We start from the raw sequence: 25,083 nt of genomic DNA, 5'->3' as shown, positions 1-25,083 counted from the left end.
CTGTGGCCCGACCAAGCCCCGGGTCTTCGGTGTTACTGGCTTGTGCCCCAGCCGGGGGCATGTGCTGCCGGATTTTTGACATATTTTGGCCACTGGCGCGCATCTGGTAAGCGCTGGCAGCTATTCATTTTATAGCGAGGCTGCATGGCCATCAAATCCACCATTTTCAAGGCGAACCTGCAAATCGCCGACATCGACCACGGCTACTACGCCGACCATGCGCTCACGCTCGCACGCCACCCCAGCGAGACCGACGAGCGCATGATGGTCCGGCTGGCCGCTTTGGCCATCCAGGCGCACCAGCTCAATGATCTTTGCAACGGCGATGCCACCCTGGCATTTGGCGCAGGACTGTCAGACCCCGATGATCCGGACGCCTCGTTGACCGACTTCACCGGGCGCAAGCGCGTGTGGATCGAGGTGGGCCAGCCGGAAGACAAGCCGCTGACCAAAGCCTGCAGCAAGGCAGATTCCGTGATCGTGTACTGCTTCAACCATGCAGCAGAGATCTGGTGGAAGGGCATTGAAACCAAGCTGTCGCGCCTGGACAAACTACAGGTCTGGCGCATTCCTACCGAAGCCTCCCAGGCTCTAGCGCAGTTGGCTGAGCGCAGCATGCAGTTGCAGGCCACGGTGCAGGAAGGCTCCATCACACTGAGCAGTATCTTGGGCAGTGTGCATGTGGAGCCCGTGCGCTGGAAGTAGATTCTCAGGCTGGAAAAGGCCTTCGCCGCGCGATAGACATGCCTTTGTTGCTATCGAATTAATGGCGTGAATGTTCGTCTGCGTGCTCAGGTGCCGGCATGCGCGGGCAGGCGTTTCAGTTTCAGTCCCGTGGCATGAGTGCGCCACATTGCCAGCACTGCTCGAAGCCGCCTTCCACAATTTCGCCGCAGCGGCAGGCCCAGTGGCGCTGCGGCAGGGCCTGCAACGCTTGCAGCAGGGCGCGTGCGCGGGTGGCGTGTTCGTCGTAGTCCAGCCAGATCTCGGGCAGGCACTGGTCGGGCGGCAGGTGCCCGGCGGCGGCTCCCAGGTACTGGCGCTGCACCGATGCCGTCATGCCTGCCTCGCACAGCAGGTCGGCCCACAGTGTGGCGATGGCGATGTTCGGGGCTTGGGTTAGGCGCAGCATGGCTCCACCATAGCCGCTGCGGAGGTTGGCGTACAGCCCCTGCCCTTGCCGGTCTCAGGGCGCGGGTGGTGGGGGTGTTGAGGCTCCCTCGGCCGCACGCTCGGCGTAGCGGTTGAAGCGCCACGCAGAATGCTCCATGGTGATGCGGCGCCACACCACGCGCTTTTCTACGGGGCTCATGGCAGGCCAGTGCTGTACCTCATCAAAAGTGCGCCCGCAGCCTTTGCACAGATCATCCCCCTGGCTGGTGGAGCAGATGGCGATGCAGGGGGTGTCGGGGGTCGTGTCGTACCAGGCATGCCATGCAACCAGCGCGCGTGCGGGCAGGTCGCTTTCGCCGATGGTGGTCTGGCGGTGGTAGACCATCAGCGCATACGCTTCTCCAAGGGCCTCGATCTCTGGCGCCAGCGCCACGCCATCCGGCGATGGCGCGCGCTGGCGCCAGTGGTTGATGGCGGCTTCGATGTCGGTGATGTGGATGGCGGCCATGGACGGGCAGAACACAAGGGGGCTGGATCATAGCCGCCCGCCCGGGGGATGCTGGCGGTGGTGTTATCCGAAGGGGCATCCGAAGCAGAGGCGTTCATACGCAGTAACCACAACATGCCGACCCTTGCGCCGCCGCGCTGGCAATGTTCCAATCGAGGGCTCGAAGGGGAGTAGCTCCCGACTTGTATTGCAGCGGGGCCCGGCCCTGGTAGTCGCAGTGCAAGGCATCGGATTCGTCGTCAATACGAAGCATCGCTTCCGGCGTTCCGGGTTCCACGCCCATGCTCCATGGGCTGAACCGAGCAAGACCTTTGATGGGCCCACGGTGGGCTGATCAAGGCTGCCTCTTCGCGTGCCGCGCCCCCCGCAGCGCGGTGGCAAGTCCCTGATCCTCCGACCGCAGGCCCTCTATCCCAGGGATGGACTCGGCGCTACAGTGGCGGCGAGATCCTCCCTTCGCGCTCTTGATACTGAGGAATTTATGGACTTTTTGGCATCGCCCGAATTCTGGCTCGCACTGGGCCAGATCATCATCATCGACATCCTGCTGGGTGGCGACAACGCTGTGGTCATTGCGCTGGCCTGCCGCAAGTTGCCCCCCGCACAGCGCACCAAGGGCATCATCTGGGGCACGGCGGGCGCCATCATCCTGCGTGTGATCCTGATCGCTTTTGCGATGACCCTGCTGGCACTGCCTTTCCTCAAGTTCGTGGGCGCCATCCTGCTGGTGTGGATTGGTGTCAAGCTGCTGGCCCCCGATGAAGAAGGCCATGGCGACGTGCAGGGCAGCGACAAGCTGCTGGCCGCCATCAAGACCATCATCGTGGCCGACCTGGTGATGAGCGTGGACAACGTGATCGCGATTGCTGGCGCTGCACAGAACGCGGGCGAACACCAGTTCCTGCTGGTCGTGCTGGGCCTCTTGATCTCCATCCCGATCATCGTCTGGGGCAGCCAGCTGGTCATCAAGCTCATGGAGCGCTTCCCGATGATCATCACGCTGGGCGGCATGCTGCTGGGCTGGATCGCCGGTGGCATGCTGGTCACCGACCCCGCACTGGCCAACCCCGACAAGTGGCAGTGGATGCTGAAGATGCCGCTGGACGCCTCGGGCGATGTGCTTGACACGGTCAAGTACGGTGCCAGCGTGGCGGGTGCACTGCTGGTGTTGGCGGCTGGGAAGTTCATTCTTTCGCGCCGCGCCGCTACAGCGCCTGCCGAACAGCAGCATTGATCTGATCGATGGCCCCGGGGGAGTGTTTCACGCCCCGGGGCCTCGGGGCTTTCACAGGAGGCGGTATGGACAGAGTCATCGTGTACGTGGACGACGCAGCGTATGCCCAGCAGGTGCTTGCGCCCCTGTTTGCCCGTGAAGCAGCGGCGCCGACCCAGTGGGTGCTGGTGGCCTGCGCCCCGCGCATGACCCACCGTATCAGCAAATGGGTGAGCCACAGTGCCCGCGAAAACTGGCGCACCAAGTGGGCGGACAAACTGTTTGCCCAGATCCTCCCCGGCCTGCGGGCCCCTGCGAACAGCGTGACCACGGTGGTGGCCAAGGGACCCTTGGTGGAGCTGACGGAACAACTGCAGGCAGCCCAGCCCTCTGCGGCCCAGGTGGTGGACGCTCGTCGTCCCAAATCCGACGCCCCGGAGGATGCGGAGAAAGGCCAGACTGCGGGCCGCCGCTGGCCAACGCCCAGACCGGGCACCCTCATGGGCAGCCTGCTCACAGGTTTTGGCACCCTATGGGTGTTGGCGCTGGAGTGACTGGGCGCGTCGAAAGACGCCAAAGGGCCTGTCCTCTGATCGGAGCAGGTGCTGTGACAAAAAAGGGCCTGCCAGGCCCTTTTTTGTGGGTCACTGGCCGGTGCTATTCTTAGGCCATGAAACTTCTTCTCAAATGGCTGCTCAGCGCAGCCGCGCTGTTGTTCGTGGCGTACATCTACAGCGGTGTCGAGGTGAAAAGCTTTCCCTCGGCATTGATTGCGGCCTTCGTGATCGGGTTGTTCAACGTGGTGCTGCGGCCGGTGCTGGTGGTGCTTACGCTGCCGGTCACTATTGTCACGGTGGGGCTGTTCCTGTTTGTGATCAACGCGCTCATGTTCTGGGCGGCCGCCAGTGTGCTCGACGGCTTCCATGTCGCGGGCTTTGGCGCAGCCCTGCTGGGCTCGCTCATCTACTCGGTGCTGGGCGTGCTGATCGAGTCAGCGCTCGGCGGCTTGTTCACGAAGAAGTGACTCCATGGCGCGCAGCCGGGTGTCGATGATCGACGCCTCGATGTGGTCCGCTGCGGCGCCACCACGGCGGGCCAGGTCCTGGCCTGCTTTGAACCGGTCCACCGCCGCCGCATAGTCATAGCGCGCGGCATGGGCCTCGGCTTCCGCGCGGATGGCGCGCAACCCCTGCCCCTGGGCCTGCCACACGGCCGCTAGCAGGTGCCATGCGCTGGCATCCTTAGGGTGGTTGGCCACCCAGGTCTGCAGTGCGCCCGTCCCTGCGCTGGGCTGGCCTGCCTTGAGTAGGATCTGGGTGCGCAGCAGCAGCTCAGGCCTGCGTGTGTTGGTGCCGACGCCTTTTGCTTCTGGTAGTGCCGTCTGCGCTGCCGAGACATCACCAGCAGCCAGCTCAATCTCAGCGCGCAGCAAGCGCCCAAGCCGCAGCGCGGCAGCGTCGGCCTGCGCCAGCGCTTCGAGCTTTTGCGCCGCCGACCGTGCACCCGCCATGTCCCGCAGCTGCTGCGCCCCCAGGGCTGCTGCATAGAGCACCGCCGCACGCCGTTGCGGCGGCTGTGCCGCGAACCCGATGCCTTGGGGCTCCTGGACCCATTGGCGCAAGGTGTCCACCCCGGGGTTGGAGAGCACCCGGGCGCGGGCCGCCACCATGGCATGCTTGAGCGAGGTGGCCCCTGCCTGGCCGGGGTTGGCGCCGGGTGGGTGGCGCGATTGCATGTCTGCCATGCGCTCGGTGGTCAGCGGATGGCTGCGCAGATAGGGCCACGAGCCATTGTCATTGAGTCGATTGGCCTGCTGCAGCTTGTCAAACATGCTCACAAAACCAAGAGGCGAGAACCCGGCGGGTGCCATAAGCCCGTAGCCGATGCGGTCCGCCTCCCGCTCCATATCGCGCGAAAAGTTCAGCTGGTTCTGCATGGCCAGGGCCTGGCCGCCCACCACCAGGGCCTGCGTGGCACCGGGGTTCTTGCTGGCCGCCAGGGCCCCCAGCACCAGCGCCCCCAGCAGCAGCGGGGTTTGCTTGCTTTGCTGCGTGATCAGGCGCGAGATGTGTCGCTGGGTCACATGGCTGAGTTCGTGCGCCAGCACCGATGCGAGTTCATCACGTGTCGCCACCACCCCCACCAGGCCCAGGTGCACGCCCAGGTAGCCGCCGGGTAGGGCGAACGCGTTCACCGTGCGGTCCCGTCCCAGCAGAATCTCCCAGGCGAAGCGCTCCTCCAGCTCGGCAGAAAGCTCTCCGCGCGCCCGGGCCGCCTCCATCAGCGGCTGCCAGATGCCCTGCACATAGTCTGCGATGACAGGATCATCGATGTAGTCGGGGTCCCGGTACAGCTCGCGGATGATGCGGTCGCCCAGGCGGCGTTCGGCGCTGGTGGTGAGGTCGCCGCTTTCGCCGAGGGTGGGCAAATGCGACTGGGCATGGGCTGGGAAAACCAAGCAAATTGCCATAATATTTATAGCAATCAAAGCATGACTAGCGCGCCAGAAAAGCGAAAAAATATCAAGAACAGCAAGGGGATGGGGCCGAAGTGGGGCGGCAAGCCCCCGGGACCAAAAGCGATTCCGCATGCCCGTATGATGCCCTGAGCCACCGATTGTTTCGTAACAACAACCATTTGCGACCCACTGCCATGTCTTCCCTCACCCACTTCGACGCCCAAGGCCAAGCCCACATGGTGGACGTAGGCGCCAAACCCGCCACCCACCGCATCGCCGTAGCGACTGGCCGCATCGAGATGCAACCGGCAACCCTGGCCATCATCGAGGGCGGCACGGCCAAGAAGGGAGACGTGCTGGGCATTGCCCGCATCGCAGGCATCATGGCCGCGAAGAAAACCAGCGATTTGATTCCGCTGTGCCATCCGCTGGCGTTGACGCGGGTGGCGGTGGAGCTGGAGTCAGTGCCCGCCGAAAACGCTATTCAATGCACGGCCACTGTTGAGACGGTGGGCCCCACCGGTGTGGAGATGGAGGCGCTGACGGCGGTTCAGGTGGCCTTGCTTACCGTTTATGACATGTGCAAGGCGGTGGATCGAGGAATGGTGATTCATGGCGTCCACGTGATAGAGAAAAAAGGTGGAAGGTCGGGAGCATGGACGGTAAGTTCTGAATCACCCCGGTTGTGAATTGAGTCGCTCGTGATGATTCAGTGGACTGCAAGGATGGTTGCTCTTTTGGCTGAACTCAGGTGTTGAAAAATGCGATTGAAGCGGCTCTTGGTCTAAAATTCAAAAGCCATCACCTTTCAAAAATCCTCGAATCATTCCTTTGTTGTCCAAAATAGCAATCCAATCGCGTCGCGCAACAACGGGTAAGTAAAAAAAATCATCATAATTAGAATCATTTAGATTGATTATTTTTTTTGCGGCGCTTTCTTGTTGTGGAAATTTTTTCAGGAAATCACGTAAATTTTTAGCTCTCTTGAGGGATTTTGCAGCAGCGTCCCCTTCATAGCGAATATAAAAATCTGCGCGTTCGGCATAGTCTCTACCCCCTTGCACGGACTCGAACATCACTTCTTGGCGCTCTCGTGCGTCTTTAGGATCTCGGATTGCAATGACCATTGGCCCTGCATTCCAACGCGGGCGTAGTGCTTCTTCCAGGTTAGCCACTTTAGTCATTTCCAGTTCTGGCAGTGTAATGACTTTAAATCGATCTACCTCTTGAACCAAATATACTGGACGTGCATGCCATAGGATATTCAATCCATATGAGAGCGCTCCCAGTTGAATGATAAAAATAAATCCTAAATCTCGCCACAATTCTGATCGTGGTTTCTTGGGGTCAAAAACAACTGCCGTGAGCATTGGGCCACAGACGATATCGATGGAAATTATCAACAAAAATAAATCCCGACCCCCGGCGAAATCCCCATATGGATGTGGATACCATAACCCAAAAACCAACGCGGCAGCCATTAACCCAATTATGAGGCTGCATATCAAATGAAAACCTGATGCACGCAAAGCTGACTGCAGTCGCAGGGATTCAGTCACTAACATTTCATTAAAAGATAAAATCCAAATAAAAAGAGCGCCGAAGCGCTCTTTTTATTTGTCTAATTAGCGGCACTCAGCAGGTGCAAAGCGAACGGGCAGCGTGGGGCCGCCAGCCACGGCCAAAGTGGCGCGTGTGGCGATGCCGAAAGCATAGCAATCCCAGCGCAGATTCACTGTAGCAGGCGTGCTAGCGGTTGCAGTACCAGCCAGCGCAGCACCGTTGGCTGTTACGTTCAACACCAAACGATTCGCAGCAGCAGGCTGAACCACTGGCAGGTATCCAATAGAGATGTGACCTGCAGCTTGGGCAATGCCAATTCCGAGCGAATTTGCAGTTGCAAATGCAGTTTGCAACTCAGCAACCGTGCAAGCGCCAGCAGCGGCGCAGGCTGTTGCGCCAACAGAGCGGGTCGCTACGGTGCCGCCATAACCCGCGCCGAAGGCGTTACCGTTTGCATTGTTTTCGCCAACAGCTAGTTTTGCTGCACCTGCAAGTGCCAAACCTTCAGTAACACGTGCGCGCACCGTATAGTCTTGGTAAGCAGGCAGTGCCACAGCAGCCAGAATACCGATGATCGCGACAACGATCATCAGTTCGATCAGGGTAAAACCCTTTTGGATAGAGCGCTTCATAAAAAACTCCTAAGAAAAGTTGCAAATGCGCAGTTGCTATGCAATCTGCGTGCCTACCGAGCCGGGCTGCATCGGGCGGCTGCTCGACTGCGTTGCCCAGCCTCGCAACAGGCAACTTGCACCCCTGTGAGGGGGTGACGAATCAGCAAAGTCAAGCATTTGACGAACAAACCTTGGCAAAGAAGCGTGTTCTTCAAAATTGTTCACAAACCTCCCAGGAGGCAGGTACTTGATCGATCTGGTGTACGTCAAAAAAAGCCCCTTCAAACCCCAATGTCTTACATTTTTGTCAGCCAGTATTGTCAAGCCGGTGCCTCAAACCTCCAGCGCTTGGCCCGCAACCAGCCACCGGATGTCATGTGGGCGCAGAGAGCCGCTTGTGCCATCCAGCTGCCGAATTTCCTCCATGATGAGTTCGGTCTCTGAAGGCTTGGTGTGTGTGATGTAGATGGGAAAACTATTTGAGGGATCGATATGCGCCAACTCCTGGGCCAGCGTGTCGGGCGACAGGTGCAGGCTGCGGCGGGCAAGATCGCGTTCGCGGTTGCTGAAGGCGGTTTCTATGACGAGGTAGCTCACGGGCATCGCGTTGACCCGGTCCCAGAACGGCTGGTTGCGTTCGGTGTCGCCGCTGAAAACCCACCAGCCCGTGTGCCCGCGCACGGCGAAGCCGACGGCGGGCACGGTGTGGCGCGCGGGGAATGCTTCGATTTCAGTGCCATCAATCGTCATCAAATCGCCAGTCTTGAACGGCTGGTATTGAAGGAATGGTGATGCCTGCGACGGAATGGTGCTGAAGTCCGGCCAGATGATGTTGTTGAACACATGGGCCTGGAGCGCCTCGATGGTGGCTTGTAGTGCGTGAACCTGCACGGGGCTGCGGCGCAAGGATGAGACCGAATCCAGCATCAGCGGCAGTGCGGCGATGTGGTCGAGGTGGGAGTGGGTGAGGAGCACATGGTCGATGCGGCTCATTTCCTCCAGGGTCAGATCGCCCACGCCGGTGCCCGCATCGATAAGGATGCGGTCTCCAATCAAGAACGATGTCGTGCGACAGTCCTTGGCGATGGCGCCGGAGCAACCCAGCACGCGAATCTGCATGTGAAGCCTTCCCGCTTTTTGCTTGCTCGCCTACTTGGTATCGAAGTTGGTGGCGCTGTCCCAGTCTGGGTTGTAAGGCAACAACCGAAAGCTGGCCACGCGCTCGGCGTACAGCGCATGCAACACGGCGTGGGGATCAAACCCTCTCAGCCGCGTCAACAGTGCATCACATTGTGCCCATTCCTGGGCGGCATAGGCTGCGAGAAATTGCGTCCACACCTCCAGCTCTTCCGCTTGGCGATGTGGTAGCTGGTCCAGTTTGGCCAGTGGCTGGTAGATGGGGACGGCCTGGGCCTTGCCTTTGACGCGGACACGGTCCATCTGTTGCCAGGCGAATTGGGGGGCCAGCGATTTAGCGCTTTCGCTCACCACAATGGCGGTCCCATAGTGTTTGGACAGGCCTTCCAGCCGTGAGCCCAGGTTCACGGCATCGCCGATGACGGTGTAGGCGCGGCGGATGTCTGAGCCCATGTCGCCGACGCACATGACACCGGTGTTGAGCCCGATGCCCACCCCGATTTCAGGCAGGCCACGCTGTCGGTGGTCGGCGTTGATCTGCCCAATGGCCTGGGCCATCTCCATAGCGGCCGATACTGCCAGGTGGGCGTGGTCCGGGGTGGCGACGGGAGCTCCCCAGAAGGCCATGACGCAATCGCCCATGTATTTGTCGATGGTGCCCCGGTGGCTGCGGATGATGTGGGTGAGTTTGCTGAACACCTCGTTGAGCAGCGCCTGCAGCTGCAGTGGCTCCATGCGCTCCGACATAGCAGTGAAGCCGCGCATGTCGCAGAACATCACCGTCAATTCGCGGTTAGTGGCCTGCATGCTGTAGTGTTCGGGCTGCTTGACCATCTCGGCCACCAGTTCGGGTGGCACATAGGCGCTGAACAGGGTGGCCAGTTCGCGCTTGGAGCGGCTTTCCACAAAGTAGCCATAGGCCATGTTGAGTGCAAACGCCAGCAGCGCCATCACCACAGCGGTGGCGAGTGGTAGAGCCAGCCCATGGGCCAGATAGAGCCAGAGGTTGAGGCCCACCAGCGATGCCACCACACCGCCGCTGAGCAGCACGGCTGCGGACGCTGACAGCAGGGGCAATGCCACGGCCAGCAGCAATCCGGCACACAGCAGTTGCAAGGCATCAAATCCTACGGCGTAGTCTGGCCGCACGATGTTCTTGCCGTCCAGAAAGGCCGAGAGCACATTGGCGTGCGCCTCGACGCCCGGATAGGTCCTGCCGACCGGGGTCACCCGCAGGTCCAGGAGGCCGGGGGCGGTGGAGCCCACCAGCACCAGCTGGTCTTTGAGTTGGCCTGGCGAAAGCTTTCCCTCCAGAACATCCGAAGCCGAGACGTACCGGAACGAGCCACCCCGGGCGTCACCCGGGCCCCGGTAGGGGATGAGGGTGGCCAGCTGATCATCCACGGGCAGGGCCAAGGCGCGGCCATCGTCGCGCAGCACAATGCTCTGCAGTGCGTCGTGCGAGCCGTTGGGGACTGGGTTGGCGAAGCCCGGGTGGATGTCTGGCGAGCCAATCACGGCGCGAAACATGGCCAGGGCCAGGGATTCGTAATACTGCCCCTGGTACTCGGCCAGCAGCGGGAGGGAGCGCACCACGCCATCCTCATCGGTGATCGAATTGAAGAACCCGGCGGTGGGTGCGGCGGCGGCCAGGCTTTCGATGTTGCTGCTGTAGCCTTTCCACGATGTGGCGATCAGTGGCAGGCCACGCAGGCGGTCCAGTGGCAGCGCGGGCGGGGGGAGTGCCCCCTTGGTAATGCCGTCGCGGTCATCGCCTGATAGGTAGTAGCCCAGAACCACTGGGCGGCCTTGCAGTGATTGCGCGAACAGTGCGTCGTAGTTCAGCGAGGGTGCGAGACGTTCCAGCTGCTCTTGAAACCCGGTTTGATTGCGCAATGGGCCCTGGGCCAGCTCGCGCAATGTGGACAGGCCTGAGCTCTCGTCCGCCTCGGCGAACACCACATCGAACCCCAGTACGGATACCTGCTGCCGCTCGAACAGTTCGCGCGCCAGGGCTGCCAGCTTGTCGCGCCTCCAGGGCCACTGTCCGATCTGGCCCAGGCTTTTTTCGTCGATGTCGATGATGACGATGCGCTCGTCCAGCGTGCGGGGCATGGTGACCCGCAAACGCGTGTCATAAATAATGTTGTCCAGCCGCTCCAACACCTGGAGGTGGAGCACATCCGAGATGTGCAGCAGCGCAAAAACCAGCGGTATCAGGGTGACGGCAATGCGCCGCCAGCGGCGCAGAAACAGGTGCGAGAGCTGCTGTCGCATGGGCCTGGCCGCATGGGGGTGTCAGTGGTCGATAGCGGTGCTGATGCAAATGCCACGAGGGCGCCGCACCAGCGCCGATCGTCAGCCTTGTTCGAACTGCATCTCGGTGCCGGCCAGTTCCAGCCGGTCTCCATGCTTGAGCGGCACGGGAGACGCGCCGATGGAGGCGCCGTTGAGCAGCGGCATTTCAGGGCCCTCCACATGGGCCAGCACAAAGCCCTGGTGGCGCTTGGTGATGGAAGCAACGGCCACGCCGGGCTTGCCGATGGTTGTCACCACCTTTTGCAAAGACACCTCACGTCCTGCTGCCGCGCCCGACATGACGCGGATCACAGCGGCGATGGGGGCGGGCGCTGCCGGGACAGGCCGTGCCGCTGCGCCCACGGGGGGCACCATGCCCGGCTTGAAGATCATGGTCTTTTCGAAGTTCTGGCCCTCGGCTTCCTGCAGGAAGCGAATCTTGTACTTGCCCACTTCGATCGTGTCACCGTTGCGCAGATCCTGGCGCTTGACGGCTTTGGCATTCACATAGGTGCCGTTGGTGCTGCCCAGGTCTTCGATTTCGACCTCGTGTTCTGCCATGTGGATCACGGCGTGCTCCCCGCTCACGGCGAGGTTGTCGATCACGATATCGTTGTACGGGCGTCGGCCGAGCGTGGTCCGCTCCTTGGTCAGTTGCACTTCCTTGATGACGACCCCGTCGATTGAAACGATCATTCTCGGCATGATCCACTCCTGATGTGATGAATTGTTGTGGTTTGGGCCGTTCAGGCGGCCCCTAGCAATCGGGACATGAGGCCGCGCTTCTTGCCTCCCGCAGCGGCCTGCACCAGCAGCACGCTCACGTTATCACGCCCGCCGTTCGCGTTGGCGGTGTCGATGAGCAATGTGGCTTTTTCTTCCAGCGCAAGCTGCGCACGCACCATCTCCGCAAGGTCGGGGTCGGACACCATGTCCGTGAGCCCATCCGAGCACAGCAGGAAGAGGTCATTGGCGGCCACCTGGAACTCGTTGACTTCCATCATGACGTTGGGCTCGACCCCCAAGGCACGGGTCACCAGGTTGCGGTTGGACGATAGCGCCGCCTGCTGGGCTGTCAGCAGGCCTGCGTCTATCTGCTCTTGCAGCCACGAGTGGTCCCGCGTGATCTGCTGCAGCGCACCATCCCGCAGCCGGTAGCAGCGCGAGTCGCCGATGTGCCCGAGGATGAGGCGGCTGCCATGGAACACGGCGACGACCAGGGTGGTCCCCATGCCCGCATATTGGGGGTTCGACAGCGATGCACCCAGGATGGCATGGTTGGCATTCTCCACGCAGATTTCCAGCGCACGCCGCACATCGGTGGATTGGGGCGTGGTGCCCGCCTGGGCCAGCCAGCGGGCCATTTCGGTGCGGATGAACGTGGTGGCCATGCCACTGGCCACTTCTCCGGCGTTGTAGCCGCCCATGCCGTCTGCGAGTATGGCGACCTGCGCTTCGCGATCGACCGCCACCGCATCTTCGTTGTTGGTGCGCACCCGGCCCTTGTCGGTCCGCGCGAAAAATTCGTAGGTCATGGATGTGTGGGCGAGCGTCATTGGGCGCCTGAAACGGGCGGGGTTGACGCTCCCCGCACGGCGGGGGGATCCATCACGGTTTCCTGAAAATCCGTCATCTCATGCCCTGTTGCATCGCGGTCCGCATCATAGACCACTGTTTCGGGCGCGGGCAGGCTCTCGGCACCGGCTGTTCCAGCGGCAGCCTGCCGCAGATCGGCGGCAAACTGGCGGCCTGTCTGGTAGCGGGCCTCCGGGCGTTTTTGCAGGGCCAGCGCCACCACCCGGGCGACGGCAGGGGAGAGGTCGGGGCGCAACTCGCGGATGTCCGGCGCGTCCACACTGGCGATCTTGTGCATCAGCTCGGTCATGGAGGCGCCCCGCAGCGGAAGGGTGCCGGTCAGCAGCTGGAACAGCGAGATGCCCAGCGAGTACAGGTCCGACCGTCCGTCCACCTTTTTCCCGGCGAGCTGCTCCGGCGACATGAAGCTGGGGGTGCCGAGCACCAGTCCCGTGCGGGTCTTGCTGGAGTCGGTAATGCGCGCAATGCCAAAGTCCGTCACCTTCACCGCCTGGGTGGGGCTGTCAAACATGATGTTGGCGGGCTTGATGTCGCGGTGCACCACGTTGTGGGCATGGGCGTAGTCCAGCGCATCGGCCACACACGCGGCAATCGACAGCACAGTGGCCACGGGCAGCAAATGTTCCTTCGCGCAGGCATGGGACAAATCCCGGCCTTTGAGAAACTCCATCGCGATGTAGGCCAGGTCATGCTCTTCGCCTGCATCGAAGATGGTCACGATGTGGGGGTGCTGCAGGCGCCCGGCTGTCTCGGCTTCGCGGAAGAACCTGGCCCGCGCATCGATCAGCGCATCGCCTTCGAACTCCTGGCCCAGGGCCAGGGTCTTGATGGCTACCACGCGCCCGATTTTTGGGTCCCGCCCCAGGTACACGACGCCCATGGCCCCTTTGCCGATTTCCCGGTCGATCTGGTAGCGACCCAGCATGGGCATGCCCAGCGTGGCGTCACCTGGGAGCCGTGGGCTGGCGGCGACGCCCTGGGGGGGAATGGACGCAGGCTGGCTGTTGGGGCCGCCGCTGTCGGCCTTGGCGCGTGCCCGCTTGTAGCGGCTTCGCGTGTCTTTGTATTGCCGGTTGTGCCGCAGGATGTGTTCGTAGACTGCCTTGGCCTTGGCGAAGTTGCGTTTGCGTTCGAAGTCTTCGGCCAGGTGGTACAGGTTGTCCAGCAAGGCGTCGCTGGCGGGCACTTTGCGCAGCCGCTCAAACGCCATGTCCAGCTGGCCCTGTCCGTGCAAGGCCAGTCCCATCATCCGGTCCGCCTCTGCGGCTTCGGTCGATGCTGGGCGGCCCCGGCCGCTTTTCCATCCGAGCAGCAAGCTCGCGGCGATTCCTGCAGCGAGCCCGATGGCAGGCAGCGCCAGCGCAACCCACAGGCCCGCGTAGTGCAGCAGCCCCCACCCGGCGGCTGCGAGTGCCAGCACCAGCGCTGCGCCAACACCCAGCGCAACAGGCGCCCGTACCCGGTGGGTCAGCAATGCCACGTACAACAGCGCGCCCGCCGCCACCAGTCCCGATACCCAGAGGCCCCAGGTGGGTTTCTGCACGCCAAGGCCCTGCCGGATCGAGGACACGGTGCGCGCCAGCGTCTCAACGGGGTACAGCGCGCCTTGCCCCCCCTGCGGCGCCAGTGCCTCGGTGTTGCTGCCCACCAGCACAATCTTGCCCTTGAAACTGCTGGCAGGCGTTTTGCTGTCGAGCACGCTGCTGAAGGAGTGTGTAGGGAATGCCGGGCTGTCGCCCGGTACCGTTTGCACACGCGGTTGCATCACGGCGGTGGCATCTGTTGCAATGAGCAGCCCTCCCAGGCGCAGCCCGGGGGGCATGTCCTGGGTCTGCAAGTCACTCGACCCCAGGTGAAGGCTGTGCTGGGCCGCCAGCAGGGCCAGCGCAGGAATCCCGGCGTTGTCGTAGCGCAAAAGCAGGGGCACCCGGCGGGTTTTTCCATCCTCGTCCACCTCTGGGTACAGGTGGCCCACGGCAGCGGCAGAGGCCCCCAGGTTTCCAGTGGGGTGCTGCGCGGACTGGACGGGCGTGGCAAAGGTGCCGGGGTCGGGCAGCGTGCTGCGGCGCACATGGGACGGCAGCGCTGCGGGCGTGCCCGCAGGGGCGTAGCGCGACGCCAGCAGCACGTTGCCCGCACGCTGGATGGCAATGGCCAGGCGGGCATCCGTGTCGAGCGCCTGGTCGGCGTCGGCAGCGATGCGGCTGAGTTCGGTGGCCAACGGACCGTTGTCGCCGGAAGCGGCAAGCAATTCCCGGATCTTGCGCACATGGCCAAGGCCCCGGTCACTCTGGGGCTCTGTGAAGTAGGCGGTGTGGACGATGGTCTTGGCGCCGCTGGCTGCCAGCTGATCGATCAGCCGCGCATGAATGTCGCGGGACCAGGGCCAGGGGCCCAGCGCAGCCAGGCTTGCGTCGTCGATGTTGACGATGGCGATTTCTGGCAGGGGTGCGGGAGTGGTGGTGCGGATGGCCGCGTCATACAGCGCAAGGTCCAGCCGCTGGGCAAGGCCCGTGACCACGCACAGGGCCACTGTCGCCAGCCCCGCCAATGCGCTCCAAAAGCCATCGGTACGCCACACATTCAGTCGCCGTGCCGAGGATTTTCTGCCCACTTGCTGTTGTTCCACTCAGGTATTGAACAGCATTTCAAGCAATAACTGCGCCCAGCCCTTGGGGCTGCCATTTCTGCGGATTTCTGTACCAAACAACGCGGTGGGAATGCTTCCTGTGCCGTTCTTGTCGGGCGCGGGGCTTGGCATCAGGCGGAGGTGCCATTTTTGTCACATGGGGCGACGCTTGGTCCCGGTGTGTGAATATGTGCCGCCACCCTGGCATCGGGGCAAAGCGTCTTTTTGGGGGTGCGAGGGCCCCGGAAAAACACCTGTGGACTGGCGCAGAGGGCAAAAAAAAGCGCCCGGAACCTTGGTTCCGGGCGCTTGGAGCCACTGTGGATTCGCCCGTCTGGCGGCTGCCATGCAGAGCGCATGGCGACTGCCGTGGGCGAAGCGTGACTTACTTCAGCTGGGCCTTGAGCAGCTTGCCCAGTTCCGAAGGATTGCGCGTGATGATGAAGCCGGACTCTTCCATGATGGCCAGCTTGGCATCGGCCGTGTCGGCACCACCGGAGATCAGCGCGCCAGCGTGGCCCATGCGCTTGCCGGGAGGGGCGGTCACGCCAGCGATGAAGCCGACGATAGGCTTCTTCATGTTGGCCTTGCACCATTGGGCGGCTTCGGCTTCATCGGGACCACCGATTTCGCCGATCATGATCACGGCGTCGGTGTCTGGATCGTCGTTGAACGCCTTCATCACATCGATGTGCTTGAGGCCATTGATGGGGTCGCCACCAATGCCCACGGCGCTCGACTGGCCCAGGCCGACTTCGGTCAGCATGGCCACGGCTTCGTACGTCAGCGTGCCCGAACGGGATACCACGCCGATGCGGCCCTTGCGGTGGATGTGACCGGGCATGATGCCGATCTTGATTTCGTCGGGCGTGATCAGGCCGGGGCAGTTGGGGCCCAGCAGCAGGGTCTTCTTGCCACCAGCGGCTTCCTTGGCCTTCATCTTGTTGCGCACTTCCAGCATGTCGCGCACTGGGATGCCTTCGGTGATGCAGATCGCCAGGTCCAGGTCGGCTTCGACGGCTTCCCAGATCGCGGCAGCAGCGCCTGCTGGGGGCACGTAGATCACCGACACGGTCGCGCCGGTCTGGTGAGCGGCTTCCTTGACGGAGGCGTAGATCGGGATGTTGAAGATCGATTCGCCAGCCTTCTTCGGGTTCACGCCGGCCACGAAGGCGTTCTTGCCGTTCGCGTATTCCTGGCACTTCTCGGTGTGGAACTGGCCCGTCTTGCCCGTGATGCCCTGGGTGATGACCTTGGTGTCTTTGTTGATGTAGATCGACATGTGTGTTCTCCGGGCTTACTTGACGGCAGCAACGATCTTGGTCGCAGCTTCGGCCATGGTGTCTGCGGCGATGATGGGCAGGCCGGACTCGGCCAGCATCTTCTTGCCCAGCTCTTCGTTCGTGCCCTTCATGCGCACGACGAGCGGCACGTTCAGGTTCACAGCCTTGCAAGCGGTGATCACGCCGGTGGCGATGGTGTCGCACTTCATGATGCCGCCGAAGATGTTGACCAGGATGCCTTCGACCTTGGGGTTCTTCAGCATGATCTTGAAGGCTTCGGTGACCTTCTCGGGGGTGGCACCGCCGCCCACGTCCAGGAAGTTGGCCGGTTCGCCGCCGAACAGCTTGATGGTGTCCATGGTGGCCATGGCCAGGCCGGCGCCGTTCACCAGGCAGCCGATGTTGCCGTCCAGGCTGATGTAGGCCAGGTCGAATTTGGAGGCTTCCACTTCGGCCGGATCTTCTTCGTCCAGATCGCGGAAGGCCACGATTTCGGGGTGGCGGAACAGCGCGTTGGCGTCAAAGTTGAACTTTGCGTCCAGGGCCATCAGGTTGCCCTTGGAGTCGCAGTTCAGCGGGTTGATTTCCACCAGCGACGCGTCGGTTTCCATGTAGCACTTGTAGATCTTGGCGAAGATGTCTACGGCCTGGTCGATGGAAGCGCCAGTCAGGCCGATGGCGGCCGCGACCTTCTTGCTCTGCTCGACAGTGATGCCAGCAATCGGATCGATCATCTCGGTGATGATCTTCTCGGGCGTGGAGTGGGCCACTTCCTCGATGTCCATGCCGCCTTCGCTCGAAGCGATCAGGGCGACCTTCTGCGTGGCGCGGTCGGTGACCAGCGACACATACAGTTCGTTCTTGATGTCAGCGCCGTCTTCGATGTACAGGCGGCGGACCTTCTGGCCCTCAGCGCCCGTCTGGTGCGTGACCAGTTGCATGCCCAGGATTTCGCTGGCGCGTGCTTTCACGTCGTCAATGGTCTTGGCAACCTTCACGCCGCCACCCTTGCCACGGCCACCGGCGTGGATCTGGGCCTTCACGACCCACACGGGGCCGCCGAGCTTCTGGGCTGCTTCGACGGCTTCTTGCACCGTGAATGCTGGAATGCCGCGCGGAACGGGCACACCAAAATTGCGCAAGATTTCCTTGCCTTGGTATTCGTGAATCTTCATGAGGTCTCTCTCAGGGAAGGGTGGTAATTACCCGTTTACCATGAACAGTTGTCTGGCCGCGGGCTTGGGACATGGCAACCCGCGACTGTATCATGTTGCAACGCACCATCCCATGTGCTTAGTACGTACATCCCCTTACCACCGGGCGGCAGCCCTGTTGTTGCAAACGAAGGAACACCCCATGTCCAAAGTCTTTATCGATGGCGAAGCCGGTACCACGGGCCTGCAGATTCGCGAGCGCTTGCAGGCCATGCCCCAGGTCGAGCTGGTCAGCATCGCACCCGAGTTGCGCAAGGACCCCGGCGCCAAGCGTGACCTGATCGCGGGTGTGGACCTGGTGGTGCTGTGCCTGCACGACGATGCGGCGCGTGACACCGTGGCGATGGTCGATGAGATCGAGCGCAGCGCGGGCCGCAAGGTCAAGGTGATCGACGCCAGCACGGCCCATCGCACGGCCGATGGCTGGGTGTACGGGTTTCCAGAACTCGCGGCATCGCAGACGCAAGCGGTGCGCGACGCCGCCCGCGTCTCCAACCCCGGCTGCTACGCCACGGGGGCCATTGCCATCCTGCGCCCGCTGGTCGATGCGGGCCTGATCCCTGTGGACTACCCCCTGAGCCTGCCCTCGGTCTCGGGCTACTCCGGCGGCGGCCGCACCATGATCGAAGCCTACGAGGCGGGCACCGCAGCGCCCTACGAGGCCTATGCACTGGGCCTGTCGCACAAGCACATTCCGGAAATTCTGCGCTACACCGGGCTCACACGCCGCCCGGTCTTCATCCCCGCCGTGGGCAACTTCCGCCAGGGCATGCTGGTGCAGTTGCCGCTGCACCTGGACCTGCTGCCGGGCGCGCCCAAGGCCAGCGATCTGCACGACGCACTGGCCAGCCACTACAGCCGCACCAACACGCCCGAGCAGTGGGTGAGCGTGCTGCCTCCCACCGACGATCTGAAACTGGCCGCCGACACGCTGACCGACACCAACAAGCTGGAACTGCGTGTGTTTGCCAACGAGCAATACCGGCAGGCCGTGGTCATTGCGCGCCTGGACAACCTGGGCAAGGGCGCCAGCGGCGCAGCGGTGCAAAACCTGCAGCTGATGCTGGGCGTGTAACCGCCACAGAGCGCCCCAGAGCGTATCTGAGCGCACCAGGAAGTGGGGCCGATGCCCTGCCGTTGGCGGTGCGTTCAACCCTCGTCAGACTCTTCGGCGCCCAGCACGGCGCGCCGCACAACATCCCCTGAGAACCCCCGCGCCAGCAAAAAGCGCATCTGCTTGGCGCGGGCCTGTGGGTCTGCGGCGGGCTCGCCAAACTTGCGGCGCCACACCTCGCGGGCGCGCTCCAGTTCACTGCCCTGCAACTGGGCCACGGCCTGCTGCACCGCGTCGGCGCCCAGGCCTTTAGACTGCAGCTCCTGCCGTATGCGCGCTGCGCCCAAGCGGCCTGCGCGGCGGTTCAGCACCGAGTCCACCACCCGCGCCTCGCTGATGAAATCGCGTGCCTGCAGGTCGTCGAGGAGGGCGTTGAGGTCATCGCCCTCCTCAACATGCGGGGCCAGCTTGCGCAACAGCTCCGCGCGCGAGTGTTCGCGCTGGCTCAGCAGCCGCAGTGCGCGCCCCTTGAGCGACAGCGTGGTGAAGCCCATGGTGATTGGGATGTTCAAAATTGATAGCAAACAAAGCTTTGCTATCGCGCGGTGAGGCCTTGTTTGACTTAGATTGTGGATGCCTGCCTGCCGCCAAAACCTTGCGGGCCTTGTTCTGGCGGCATGGCAGTTCTTGGCTTACGCCTCGTCGCTGTCGGCACTGGCCTGCGCCAAGGCGGCAGGCAGCAACGCAATGCCCAGACCTTCGCGCACTTTGTTTTCTATCTCTCGGGCCAGATCCGGGTTCTCGCGCAAAAACTCGCGGGCGTTGTCGCGGCCCTGGCCGATCTTTTCGCCGTTGTAGGCATACCAGGCGCCCGACTTCTCGACGATCTTGGCGGTGACGCCCATGTCGATGATCTCGCCCTCGCGGCTGATGCCTTCGCCGAACAGGATGTCGAACTCGGCCGTCTTGAACGGGGGGCTCACCTTGTTCTTGACCACCTTGACCTTGGTTTCATTGCCGATGGCTTCGTCGCCCTTCTTGATGGTGCCGGTGCGGCGGATATCGAGGCGCACCGAGGCGTAGAACTTCAGCGCATTGCCGCCGGTGGTGGTTTCGGGCGAGCCGAACATCACGCCGATCTTCATGCGGATCTGGTTGATGAAGATGACCATGCAGTTGGTCTTCTTGATCGTGGCGGTGAGCTTGCGCAGCGCCTGGCTCATCAAACGGGCCTGCAGGCCGGGCAGGGCGTCGCCCATTTCGCCTTCGATTTCGGCCTTGGGCGTGAGCGCGGCCACCGAGTCCACGATGATCAGGTCCACAGCGCCCGAGCGCACCAGGCTGTCCACGATTTCCAGCGCTTGCTCACCCGTGTCGGGCTGGCTGATCAGCAGGTCGGACAGCTGCACGCCGAGCTTCTGGGCGTATTGCACGTCGAGGGCGTGTTCCGCATCGACGAAGGCGCAGGTGCCGCCCTGCTTTTGCATCTCGGCCACCACTTGCAGCGTGAGCGTGGTCTTGCCCGACGATTCCGGGCCATAAATTTCCACCACGCGGCCCCGGGGCAGGCCGCCCACGCCCAGGGCAATGTCCAGGCCCAGCGAGCCGGTGGACACCACCTGGATGTCCTCGATCACCTCGCCTTCACCCAGGCGCATGATGGTGCCCTTGCCGAACTGCTTCTCGATCTGGGCGAGCGCAGCGGCCAGGGCCTTGGCCTTTTCGGTGTTCACGGGCAATGCGGGGTTGGTGCCTTTGACTGCGACGTCCATGAGAAAACTCCTTGAGAAACAATGGGTTGGGTGTTTGCATGGCTCTGCAATTAATTACAGGCTGGATGCTTGAACAGTAGTTTATGCGAGCCGTCTTTTGTTATTCAAGGATAATTTAGTCAGTTTGCCTGACAATTCAGGCATGCCTGATTCGCCCCTTCCATCCCCTGCCGAAGACGGCTGGCGCCAGACCCACCTGGGCCGCCTGCTCGGCCACGCGATGCGCCGCTTCGACGCGCGGGTGCTTCAGCTCATGGCGCACAACGTGGAGGTGCCGCTGGCCCTGTCCAACCTGGCCGCGCGCGACCAGGTGACGGCTGCCCATGTGCACATCACGCGCCACCTGGCGCTCTCGGGCGACCGGCTGACCGATCTGGCCCAGCGCGCGGGCATGACCAAGCAGGCCATGGCCAACCTGGTGGATCAGTGCGAGGCCTGGGGCCTGGTCACGCGCGAGGCCGACCCGCTGGACGCACGCGCGCGCCGCGTGTGTTTCACGCCCGTGGGCCTGGCCTGGCTGCAGGCCTTTCGCGATGCCGTGGCGCAGGCCGAAGCCGAGTTCCGCGCCGAGGTCGGCAACGAGGTGGCCACCGTGGTCACCATCGGGCTGGAGGCCTACGCGGGGGGGTAGGCGCTTTCGCGCTGCGCGGCCTGTACCAGTGCTGCCGGGTCCAGGCGCAGCGCCTTCAGCGTGCGCGTGGCCACACCTTGTGGCGCGGCTGCGACCAGCGCCACCACATGCGCGCCCAGCAAGGGGCCCGGCTGGCCCTTGCGTGCGTGGGCCAGTGCCTGCACCAGGCTCTGGCCAGAGGGCTGGGCGTGGAAGGCCCGGGGCTGTGGCGCCGTCAGAGGGCTGGCGGGCGGAATATCGGCCTGGATGCCCACCTGCGCCAATGCGTCGCGGTATTGCTGCTCAATCGCGGCGGGGATGGCATCGGGATTGGCGCCGATGCTTTCGAAGGCGCGGCGTGCGGTGCCATCGGGCAGCTCGATGGCGGCCAGCAGAAAGTGCTCAGCGCCCGGCCGTGGCTGCCCCTGGGTTCGGGCATGGTGCTCGGCGCGTGTGAACAGCTGGCGCAGGGTGTGCATGTCCTGCAGGCGTTGGCGGATGCGTTGCAACATGGAGAAGCTCCTTCAATGCGATCAAGGGTGGGTGGGGCGCGCGACCTGGGCAGCCAGGCGCTTGTGGGCTGCCTGTTTGCTCACGCCCAGCGCCTGGGCGATCTGCGCCCATGACCAGCCCTGCTCCAGCGCTGCGGCCACGGCACCGGCTTCCAGCCGGTCGGCCATGAGGCGCAAGGCCACCACGGCCGCCAGTGCGGCCTCGGGCTGGTCGGGCGAAGGAAGCGAGGATGGGGGCTGCGTTTGCATTCGTCAACTGTAGTTGACGAATGCAAAAACTGTCAACCTTGGTTGACGAGGCGTGCGGTGCGGCCTGGTCCCGGAGAGGGAGGCGGCATCGCTTATCGGCACTGCTCCTGTTTCCCCTCAATCAGGGGCTATCGGTGACACCCAACAACGGTGCTGCAGGGGGCGCCACCGGCTGCGCACAGGCCAGCATCCACTGCCGAAAACACTGCAGCGCGTGCAGCTGTGTGCGCCCCTCGGGGTAGCAGAGCCAGTAACCCACGGTGCTGGGGTAGCCGCCGCGCAGCGCTGCGTCGGCCAGGGGCTCGCGCACCAGCCCGGCGGTGATCTCGTCCTGCACCAGGCAGCGCGGCACCAGCGCCAGGCCCATGCCTGCCATCACGGCGCGGATCATGGTCTGGAACTGGTCGAACTGCGGGCCGGCCAGCGGGTCGATGTGGCCGGGCACGCCATGGGTTTCGCTCCAGCGCAGCCAGGCTTCGGGCACGGTCACATGGCGCAGCAGGGTGTGGCGCGCCACATCGCGCGGGGCGTGGATGGGCCAGTCGGCCACCTTGCTGCGGGGGGCAATCAGCGCCACGTCGTGGCCCGTGATGTAGTGCGCGTGGGCACCTGGCCAGTGGCCGTCGCCGAACAGGATTGCGCAGTCCAGCTCGGGCCGGTCGAAGTTATAGCTGTGCATGTAGGGCACAAAATGCAGCGTGACCTGCGGGTGCTGCTGCTGGAATTGCGGCAGGCGCGGGATGAGCCACTTGGCGGCGAAGGTGGGCAGGCTGGACAGGTGCAGCGCACCGCCGCCATCGTCGCTGGTGATCAGCTCCAGCGTGGCCGCCTCCAGCTGCGCCAGCACCGCGCGCACGGCCGTCTCATAGCGTTCGCCCGCCGGGGTCAGCGCCAGGCGCTTGCGGCTGCGCTCGAACAGTGGCACGCCCACCCAGCCCTCCAGCTCCTTGATCTGCTTGCTCACCGCGCTTTGTGTGAGGTGCAGGGCTTCGGCCGCGCGCGACACGCCGCCGAACCGCGTCACGGTGGAGAACGCCCGCAGCAGGTGCAGGGGTGGGGCAAGGCGGCGCAGGGACGACATCGTAAGTAATCAAATCATTCCAATTTGGAATGTTATCAGGCATATCCATTGCTTGGTAGAGCGCACCAATTCACTTAACCTCAATGCATCCCATAGGAGAATTTTCCATGCAACGCCGTCATCTGCTCAATGCATTGGCCGCCGTATCTTTCGTTCCAGGAATGTCTTTGGCGCAAGAAGGCAAACCTCTGCGCCTGGTCGTGCCCTTCCCTCCCGGCGGCGCTACCGACATCACGGCCCGCAGCCTGCAAGAGTCGCTGGCCCGCATCCTCAAGCAGCCCGTGGTGCTCGACAACCGCGGCGGCGCCGGGGGCTCCATCGGCATGGCCGAAGTGGCGCGGGCCCCGGCCGACGGCCTCACCATTGGTGTGGCCACGCTCTCCACCCACGGCGTGAACCCCGCCGTGTACAGCAAGCTGCCCTACCACCCCACCAAGGACTTCGTGGGCGTGACCGAGATCGTGAAGGCCCCTGGCGTGATCGTGGTCAACCCGGCCGTGTTGCCGGTCAAGGACTTTGCCGACCTGGTGAAATACCTCAAGGCCAACCCCGGCAAGGTGTCGTACGCCACGCCGGGCAACGGCACCATCGGCCACATGTGGGGTGAGCTGTTCAAGAGCAGCACAGGCACCTCGATGGTGCACATTCCCTACCGGGGCGCAGGCCCGGCAGTCAACGACGTGCTGGCGGGCCAGGTGGCGGTGTACTTCGACCAGGTGGCGTCGTCGCTGCCGCATGTGAAATCGGGCAAGCTCAAGGCGCTGGCCGTGTCCTGGCCTGAGCGGCTGGATGTGCTGCCCGAGGTGCCCACCTATGCCGAGCTGGGCTACAAGCAGGCCAACGAACCCTCGTGGTTTGGCCTGGTGGCCCCGGCTGCCACCCCCGCTGCGGCGGTAGACCGCATCCAGCAGGCTGTTGCCCAGGCGCTCAAGGAGCCCGCCGTGCGCGAGCGCCTTGCAGGCCAGGGCCTGTATCCCTCGGGCACCACGCCCAAGGAGTTCACGGCCCAGATCGGCAGCGAGATCGACAAGATGAAACGCGTGGCGGCCTACGCCAAGATCGCCCTGGATTAACCCGGGGCGGGCCTTGTTCCGCAGGGACAAGGCCCGCCCGGTGGGCAGGGGCATCCCCTGCCCGGCCGTGAGCCGGATGCCGTGGTCCCTGAGGGATAACCATGGCCTGATTCCGGTCTGGGTGGCTAGGCCAGCCGCCCTACTTTGCGCACACTCTGCCTATGCATGCAGCCTTGAGACTGATCCATCACCGATTCCAGCAAGCCCAGCCCGGCGTCACCGGCTCGCCGGGGCTTGCCTCCACGCCATCCGCTGCCACCGTCACGGCAGTGCCCGGCAGCACCCCGCTGGTGCTCGACTCGCCCCACAGCGGCACGCAGTACCCGGCCGACTTTGGATCCGCCTGCGACCTGCCCACGCTGCGCCGGGCGGAAGACACGCACGTCGAAAAGATCTACGCCTTTGCCCCCGCGCTGGGCGTGGCCTGGGTCGAGGCGCATTTCCCCCGCATCTACCTCGATGTCAACCGCGACACGACCGAGCTGGACACCTCCCTGCTCGACGGCGACTGGCCCGACCCCATCTCCACCGACCCCAAGGTGCTCAGCAAGGTGCGCCTGGGCAAGGGCCTGGTCTGGAAGTTCACCGATGAAGGCGAGCCCATCTACAAGCGCCTGCTCACCGTGGCCGAGGTGCGCGCGCGCATCGACCGCTGCTGGCGCCCCTACCACGCGGCCGTGGCGCAGGCCATTGACGCCGCCCATGCGCGCCACGGCTACAGCATCCACCTCAACTGCCACTCCATGCCCGCCGTGGCCGGGCGCTTTGCCACCGAGTTCCCGGGGCTGGAGCATGCGGACTTCGTGGTGGGTGACCGCGACGGCAGCACGGCCAGCCCGGCGCTGTCGGCGCTGATCTGCGAGCACCTGCGGGCGTGTGGCTACAGCGTGGAATACAACCACCCCTACAAGGGTGTGGAGCTGGTGCGCCGCTACGGCAACCCCGCGCAGCACCGCCACAGCATCCAGGTCGAGATCAACCGCAAGCTCTATATGAACGAGCAGACGCTCGCCCAGGTGCCCGAGGGCATGGCGCGGTTGCAGGCGGACCTCAAGACCCTGGTGCAGAGGCTGCTGGCGCACGACCCGCGCTGAGCACCCGGCGCA

The 25,083-nt window shown here is 63.5% G+C and carries 26 protein-coding genes; 9 read left to right on the top strand and 17 right to left on the bottom strand.

Annotated features, from left to right (window positions below; genetic code table 11):
- Positions 1-144 precede the first annotated feature (144 nt).
- Positions 145-705: a YaeQ family protein gene (locus tag ACYZGB_RS00850; protein ID WP_462386258.1), complete on the top strand. Its 561-nt coding sequence runs from the start codon at positions 145-147 to the stop codon at positions 703-705.
- 121 nt (positions 706-826) lie between these two features.
- On the opposite strand, the gene ACYZGB_RS00845 is transcribed toward ACYZGB_RS00850, so the two are convergent.
- Both ACYZGB_RS00845 and ACYZGB_RS00840 read right to left on the bottom strand, forming a co-directional pair.
- Positions 827-1,132: a DUF2007 domain-containing protein gene (locus ACYZGB_RS00845; protein ID WP_462386257.1), complete on the bottom strand. Its 306-nt coding sequence runs from the start codon at positions 1,130-1,132 to the stop codon at positions 827-829.
- A 54-nt stretch (positions 1,133-1,186) separates the two neighbouring features.
- Entirely contained in the window at positions 1,187-1,621 is a 435-nt protein-coding gene (locus ACYZGB_RS00840; RefSeq protein WP_462386255.1) for a DUF3717 domain-containing protein, read from the bottom strand.
- Between the two features lie 481 nt (positions 1,622-2,102).
- Here ACYZGB_RS00840 and ACYZGB_RS00835 point away from each other — a divergent pair, with 481 nt between their 5' ends.
- From ACYZGB_RS00835 to ACYZGB_RS00825, 3 genes are all read left to right on the top strand, one after another.
- Positions 2,103-2,855, top strand: a complete 753-nt coding sequence (locus ACYZGB_RS00835; RefSeq protein WP_462386253.1) for a TerC family protein — start codon at positions 2,103-2,105, stop codon at positions 2,853-2,855.
- A 65-nt stretch (positions 2,856-2,920) separates the two neighbouring features.
- Positions 2,921-3,388 (top strand): hypothetical protein, encoded by a 468-nt coding sequence (locus ACYZGB_RS00830; protein ID WP_462386252.1) that lies wholly within the window; start codon positions 2,921-2,923, stop codon positions 3,386-3,388.
- A gap of 116 nt (positions 3,389-3,504) precedes the next feature.
- Complete coding sequence (locus tag ACYZGB_RS00825) at positions 3,505-3,858, top strand: phage holin family protein (protein ID WP_462386250.1); 354 nt, start codon at positions 3,505-3,507, stop codon at positions 3,856-3,858.
- On the opposite strand, the gene ACYZGB_RS00820 is transcribed toward ACYZGB_RS00825, so the two are convergent.
- Complete coding sequence (locus ACYZGB_RS00820; protein ID WP_462386249.1) at positions 3,826-5,304, bottom strand: M48 family metalloprotease; 1,479 nt, start codon at positions 5,302-5,304, stop codon at positions 3,826-3,828. The two genes, ACYZGB_RS00825 and ACYZGB_RS00820, sit on opposite strands and share 33 nt — an antisense overlap.
- A 182-nt stretch (positions 5,305-5,486) precedes the next feature.
- On the opposite strand from ACYZGB_RS00820, the gene moaC reads away from it, so the two are divergent.
- Positions 5,487-5,981, top strand: coding sequence for a cyclic pyranopterin monophosphate synthase MoaC (gene moaC / locus ACYZGB_RS00815; RefSeq protein WP_462386248.1), 495 nt, complete (start codon positions 5,487-5,489; stop codon positions 5,979-5,981).
- Between the two features lie 102 nt (positions 5,982-6,083).
- Here moaC and ACYZGB_RS00810 read toward each other — a convergent pair whose 3' ends face one another.
- The 9 genes from ACYZGB_RS00810 to sucC form a co-directional block, all read right to left on the bottom strand.
- Positions 6,084-6,857 (bottom strand): pilus assembly protein, encoded by a 774-nt coding sequence (locus ACYZGB_RS00810; RefSeq protein WP_462386247.1) that lies wholly within the window; start codon positions 6,855-6,857, stop codon positions 6,084-6,086.
- Between the two features lie 60 nt (positions 6,858-6,917).
- Positions 6,918-7,487, bottom strand: coding sequence for a pilin (locus tag ACYZGB_RS00805; RefSeq protein WP_462386245.1), 570 nt, complete (start codon positions 7,485-7,487; stop codon positions 6,918-6,920).
- A gap of 315 nt (positions 7,488-7,802) precedes the next feature.
- Positions 7,803-8,588, bottom strand: coding sequence for an MBL fold metallo-hydrolase (locus tag ACYZGB_RS00800; protein ID WP_462386244.1), 786 nt, complete (start codon positions 8,586-8,588; stop codon positions 7,803-7,805).
- A 30-nt stretch (positions 8,589-8,618) separates the two neighbouring features.
- The gene (locus ACYZGB_RS00795) at positions 8,619-10,883 is read right to left on the bottom strand and encodes a CHASE2 domain-containing protein (protein ID WP_462386243.1); all 2,265 of its coding nucleotides are present in this window, start codon (positions 10,881-10,883) and stop codon (positions 8,619-8,621) included.
- Positions 10,884-10,964: 81 nt separating this feature from the next.
- Positions 10,965-11,609 carry an FHA domain-containing protein gene (locus ACYZGB_RS00790; RefSeq protein ID WP_462386241.1) on the bottom strand — a complete coding sequence of 215 codons (645 nt, stop codon included), beginning with the start codon at positions 11,607-11,609 and terminating at the stop codon, positions 10,965-10,967.
- Positions 11,610-11,650: 41 nt separating this feature from the next.
- Positions 11,651-12,439: a Stp1/IreP family PP2C-type Ser/Thr phosphatase gene (locus ACYZGB_RS00785; RefSeq protein ID WP_462386239.1), complete on the bottom strand. Its 789-nt coding sequence runs from the start codon at positions 12,437-12,439 to the stop codon at positions 11,651-11,653.
- A 17-nt stretch (positions 12,440-12,456) separates the two neighbouring features.
- Complete coding sequence (locus ACYZGB_RS00780; protein WP_462386238.1) at positions 12,457-15,081, bottom strand: CHASE2 domain-containing serine/threonine-protein kinase; 2,625 nt, start codon at positions 15,079-15,081, stop codon at positions 12,457-12,459.
- A 433-nt stretch (positions 15,082-15,514) separates the two neighbouring features.
- The gene (sucD, locus tag ACYZGB_RS00775) at positions 15,515-16,411 is read right to left on the bottom strand and encodes a succinate--CoA ligase subunit alpha (RefSeq protein WP_099657212.1); all 897 of its coding nucleotides are present in this window, start codon (positions 16,409-16,411) and stop codon (positions 15,515-15,517) included.
- 15 nt (positions 16,412-16,426) lie between these two features.
- Positions 16,427-17,587, bottom strand: coding sequence for an ADP-forming succinate--CoA ligase subunit beta (gene sucC / locus ACYZGB_RS00770; protein WP_462386236.1), 1,161 nt, complete (start codon positions 17,585-17,587; stop codon positions 16,427-16,429).
- Between the two features lie 181 nt (positions 17,588-17,768).
- Between sucC and argC the strand changes: the two genes are divergently transcribed.
- Positions 17,769-18,701 carry an N-acetyl-gamma-glutamyl-phosphate reductase gene (gene argC, locus ACYZGB_RS00765; protein WP_462386235.1) on the top strand — a complete coding sequence of 311 codons (933 nt, stop codon included), beginning with the start codon at positions 17,769-17,771 and terminating at the stop codon, positions 18,699-18,701.
- Positions 18,702-18,775: 74 nt separating this feature from the next.
- Here argC and recX read toward each other — a convergent pair whose 3' ends face one another.
- Positions 18,776-19,234, bottom strand: a complete 459-nt coding sequence (gene recX / locus ACYZGB_RS00760; RefSeq protein ID WP_462386234.1) for a recombination regulator RecX — start codon at positions 19,232-19,234, stop codon at positions 18,776-18,778.
- Between the two features lie 138 nt (positions 19,235-19,372).
- Positions 19,373-20,452 carry a recombinase RecA gene (gene recA / locus ACYZGB_RS00755; RefSeq protein WP_063459699.1) on the bottom strand — a complete coding sequence of 360 codons (1,080 nt, stop codon included), beginning with the start codon at positions 20,450-20,452 and terminating at the stop codon, positions 19,373-19,375.
- 142 nt (positions 20,453-20,594) lie between these two features.
- On the opposite strand from recA, the gene ACYZGB_RS00750 reads away from it, so the two are divergent.
- Positions 20,595-21,083, top strand: coding sequence for a MarR family winged helix-turn-helix transcriptional regulator (locus ACYZGB_RS00750; protein WP_462386233.1), 489 nt, complete (start codon positions 20,595-20,597; stop codon positions 21,081-21,083).
- On the opposite strand, the gene ACYZGB_RS00745 is transcribed toward ACYZGB_RS00750, so the two are convergent.
- The 3 genes from ACYZGB_RS00745 to ACYZGB_RS00735 form a co-directional block, all read right to left on the bottom strand.
- Entirely contained in the window at positions 21,068-21,574 is a 507-nt protein-coding gene (locus ACYZGB_RS00745) for a Clp protease N-terminal domain-containing protein (RefSeq protein ID WP_462386232.1), read from the bottom strand. The genes ACYZGB_RS00750 and ACYZGB_RS00745 overlap by 16 nt on opposite strands.
- 21 nt (positions 21,575-21,595) lie before the next feature.
- Positions 21,596-21,823 (bottom strand): helix-turn-helix domain-containing protein, encoded by a 228-nt coding sequence (locus ACYZGB_RS00740; protein WP_462386231.1) that lies wholly within the window; start codon positions 21,821-21,823, stop codon positions 21,596-21,598.
- Positions 21,824-21,944: 121 nt separating this feature from the next.
- On the bottom strand, positions 21,945-22,904 hold the full coding sequence (locus ACYZGB_RS00735; protein ID WP_462386230.1) for a LysR substrate-binding domain-containing protein: 960 nt from the start codon (positions 22,902-22,904) through the stop codon (positions 21,945-21,947).
- Between the two features lie 107 nt (positions 22,905-23,011).
- On the opposite strand from ACYZGB_RS00735, the gene ACYZGB_RS00730 reads away from it, so the two are divergent.
- Together ACYZGB_RS00730 and ACYZGB_RS00725 are read left to right on the top strand one after the other, a co-directional pair.
- Positions 23,012-23,977, top strand: coding sequence for a tripartite tricarboxylate transporter substrate binding protein BugE (locus tag ACYZGB_RS00730; protein ID WP_462386229.1), 966 nt, complete (start codon positions 23,012-23,014; stop codon positions 23,975-23,977).
- Positions 23,978-24,138: 161 nt separating this feature from the next.
- Positions 24,139-25,071, top strand: a complete 933-nt coding sequence (locus ACYZGB_RS00725; protein WP_462386228.1) for an N-formylglutamate amidohydrolase — start codon at positions 24,139-24,141, stop codon at positions 25,069-25,071.
- Positions 25,072-25,083 lie beyond the last annotated feature (12 nt).

The sequence above is a fragment of the Acidovorax sp. Q11 genome (assembly GCF_054950075.1).
The sequence above is the reverse complement of the archived record's forward strand: the minus strand, read 5'-3'. Positions and strand labels throughout refer to the sequence as shown.

What these genes read in the sequence shown, in the direction of transcription:
- ACYZGB_RS00845 (WP_462386257.1), bottom strand. Translation starts at nt 1,132, where the DNA reads ATGCTGCGCCTAACCCAAGCCCCGAACATCGCCATCGCCACACTGTGG.
- ACYZGB_RS00750 (WP_462386233.1), top strand. Translation starts at nt 20,595, where the DNA reads ATGCCTGATTCGCCCCTTCCATCCCCTGCCGAAGACGGCTGGCGCCAG.
- ACYZGB_RS00805 (WP_462386245.1), bottom strand. Translation starts at nt 7,487, where the DNA reads ATGAAGCGCTCTATCCAAAAGGGTTTTACCCTGATCGAACTGATGATC.
- ACYZGB_RS00800 (WP_462386244.1), bottom strand. Translation starts at nt 8,588, where the DNA reads ATGCAGATTCGCGTGCTGGGTTGCTCCGGCGCCATCGCCAAGGACTGT.
- sucC (WP_462386236.1), bottom strand. Translation starts at nt 17,587, where the DNA reads ATGAAGATTCACGAATACCAAGGCAAGGAAATCTTGCGCAATTTTGGT.
- ACYZGB_RS00730 (WP_462386229.1), top strand. Translation starts at nt 23,012, where the DNA reads ATGCAACGCCGTCATCTGCTCAATGCATTGGCCGCCGTATCTTTCGTT.
- ACYZGB_RS00740 (WP_462386231.1), bottom strand. Translation starts at nt 21,823, where the DNA reads ATGCAAACGCAGCCCCCATCCTCGCTTCCTTCGCCCGACCAGCCCGAG.
- ACYZGB_RS00735 (WP_462386230.1), bottom strand. Translation starts at nt 22,904, where the DNA reads ATGTCGTCCCTGCGCCGCCTTGCCCCACCCCTGCACCTGCTGCGGGCG.
- ACYZGB_RS00825 (WP_462386250.1), top strand. Translation starts at nt 3,505, where the DNA reads ATGAAACTTCTTCTCAAATGGCTGCTCAGCGCAGCCGCGCTGTTGTTC.
- recA (WP_063459699.1), bottom strand. Translation starts at nt 20,452, where the DNA reads ATGGACGTCGCAGTCAAAGGCACCAACCCCGCATTGCCCGTGAACACC.
- ACYZGB_RS00745 (WP_462386232.1), bottom strand. Translation starts at nt 21,574, where the DNA reads ATGTTGCAACGCATCCGCCAACGCCTGCAGGACATGCACACCCTGCGC.
- moaC (WP_462386248.1), top strand. Translation starts at nt 5,487, where the DNA reads ATGTCTTCCCTCACCCACTTCGACGCCCAAGGCCAAGCCCACATGGTG.
- recX (WP_462386234.1), bottom strand. Translation starts at nt 19,234, where the DNA reads ATGGGCTTCACCACGCTGTCGCTCAAGGGGCGCGCACTGCGGCTGCTG.
- ACYZGB_RS00790 (WP_462386241.1), bottom strand. Translation starts at nt 11,609, where the DNA reads ATGCCGAGAATGATCGTTTCAATCGACGGGGTCGTCATCAAGGAAGTG.
- sucD (WP_099657212.1), bottom strand. Translation starts at nt 16,411, where the DNA reads ATGTCGATCTACATCAACAAAGACACCAAGGTCATCACCCAGGGCATC.
- ACYZGB_RS00830 (WP_462386252.1), top strand. Translation starts at nt 2,921, where the DNA reads ATGGACAGAGTCATCGTGTACGTGGACGACGCAGCGTATGCCCAGCAG.
- ACYZGB_RS00785 (WP_462386239.1), bottom strand. Translation starts at nt 12,439, where the DNA reads ATGACCTACGAATTTTTCGCGCGGACCGACAAGGGCCGGGTGCGCACC.
- ACYZGB_RS00725 (WP_462386228.1), top strand. Translation starts at nt 24,139, where the DNA reads ATGCATGCAGCCTTGAGACTGATCCATCACCGATTCCAGCAAGCCCAG.
- ACYZGB_RS00810 (WP_462386247.1), bottom strand. Translation starts at nt 6,857, where the DNA reads ATGTTAGTGACTGAATCCCTGCGACTGCAGTCAGCTTTGCGTGCATCA.
- ACYZGB_RS00795 (WP_462386243.1), bottom strand. Translation starts at nt 10,883, where the DNA reads ATGCGACAGCAGCTCTCGCACCTGTTTCTGCGCCGCTGGCGGCGCATT.
- argC (WP_462386235.1), top strand. Translation starts at nt 17,769, where the DNA reads ATGTCCAAAGTCTTTATCGATGGCGAAGCCGGTACCACGGGCCTGCAG.
- ACYZGB_RS00840 (WP_462386255.1), bottom strand. Translation starts at nt 1,621, where the DNA reads ATGGCCGCCATCCACATCACCGACATCGAAGCCGCCATCAACCACTGG.
- ACYZGB_RS00850 (WP_462386258.1), top strand. Translation starts at nt 145, where the DNA reads ATGGCCATCAAATCCACCATTTTCAAGGCGAACCTGCAAATCGCCGAC.
- ACYZGB_RS00835 (WP_462386253.1), top strand. Translation starts at nt 2,103, where the DNA reads ATGGACTTTTTGGCATCGCCCGAATTCTGGCTCGCACTGGGCCAGATC.
- ACYZGB_RS00820 (WP_462386249.1), bottom strand. Translation starts at nt 5,304, where the DNA reads ATGGCAATTTGCTTGGTTTTCCCAGCCCATGCCCAGTCGCATTTGCCC.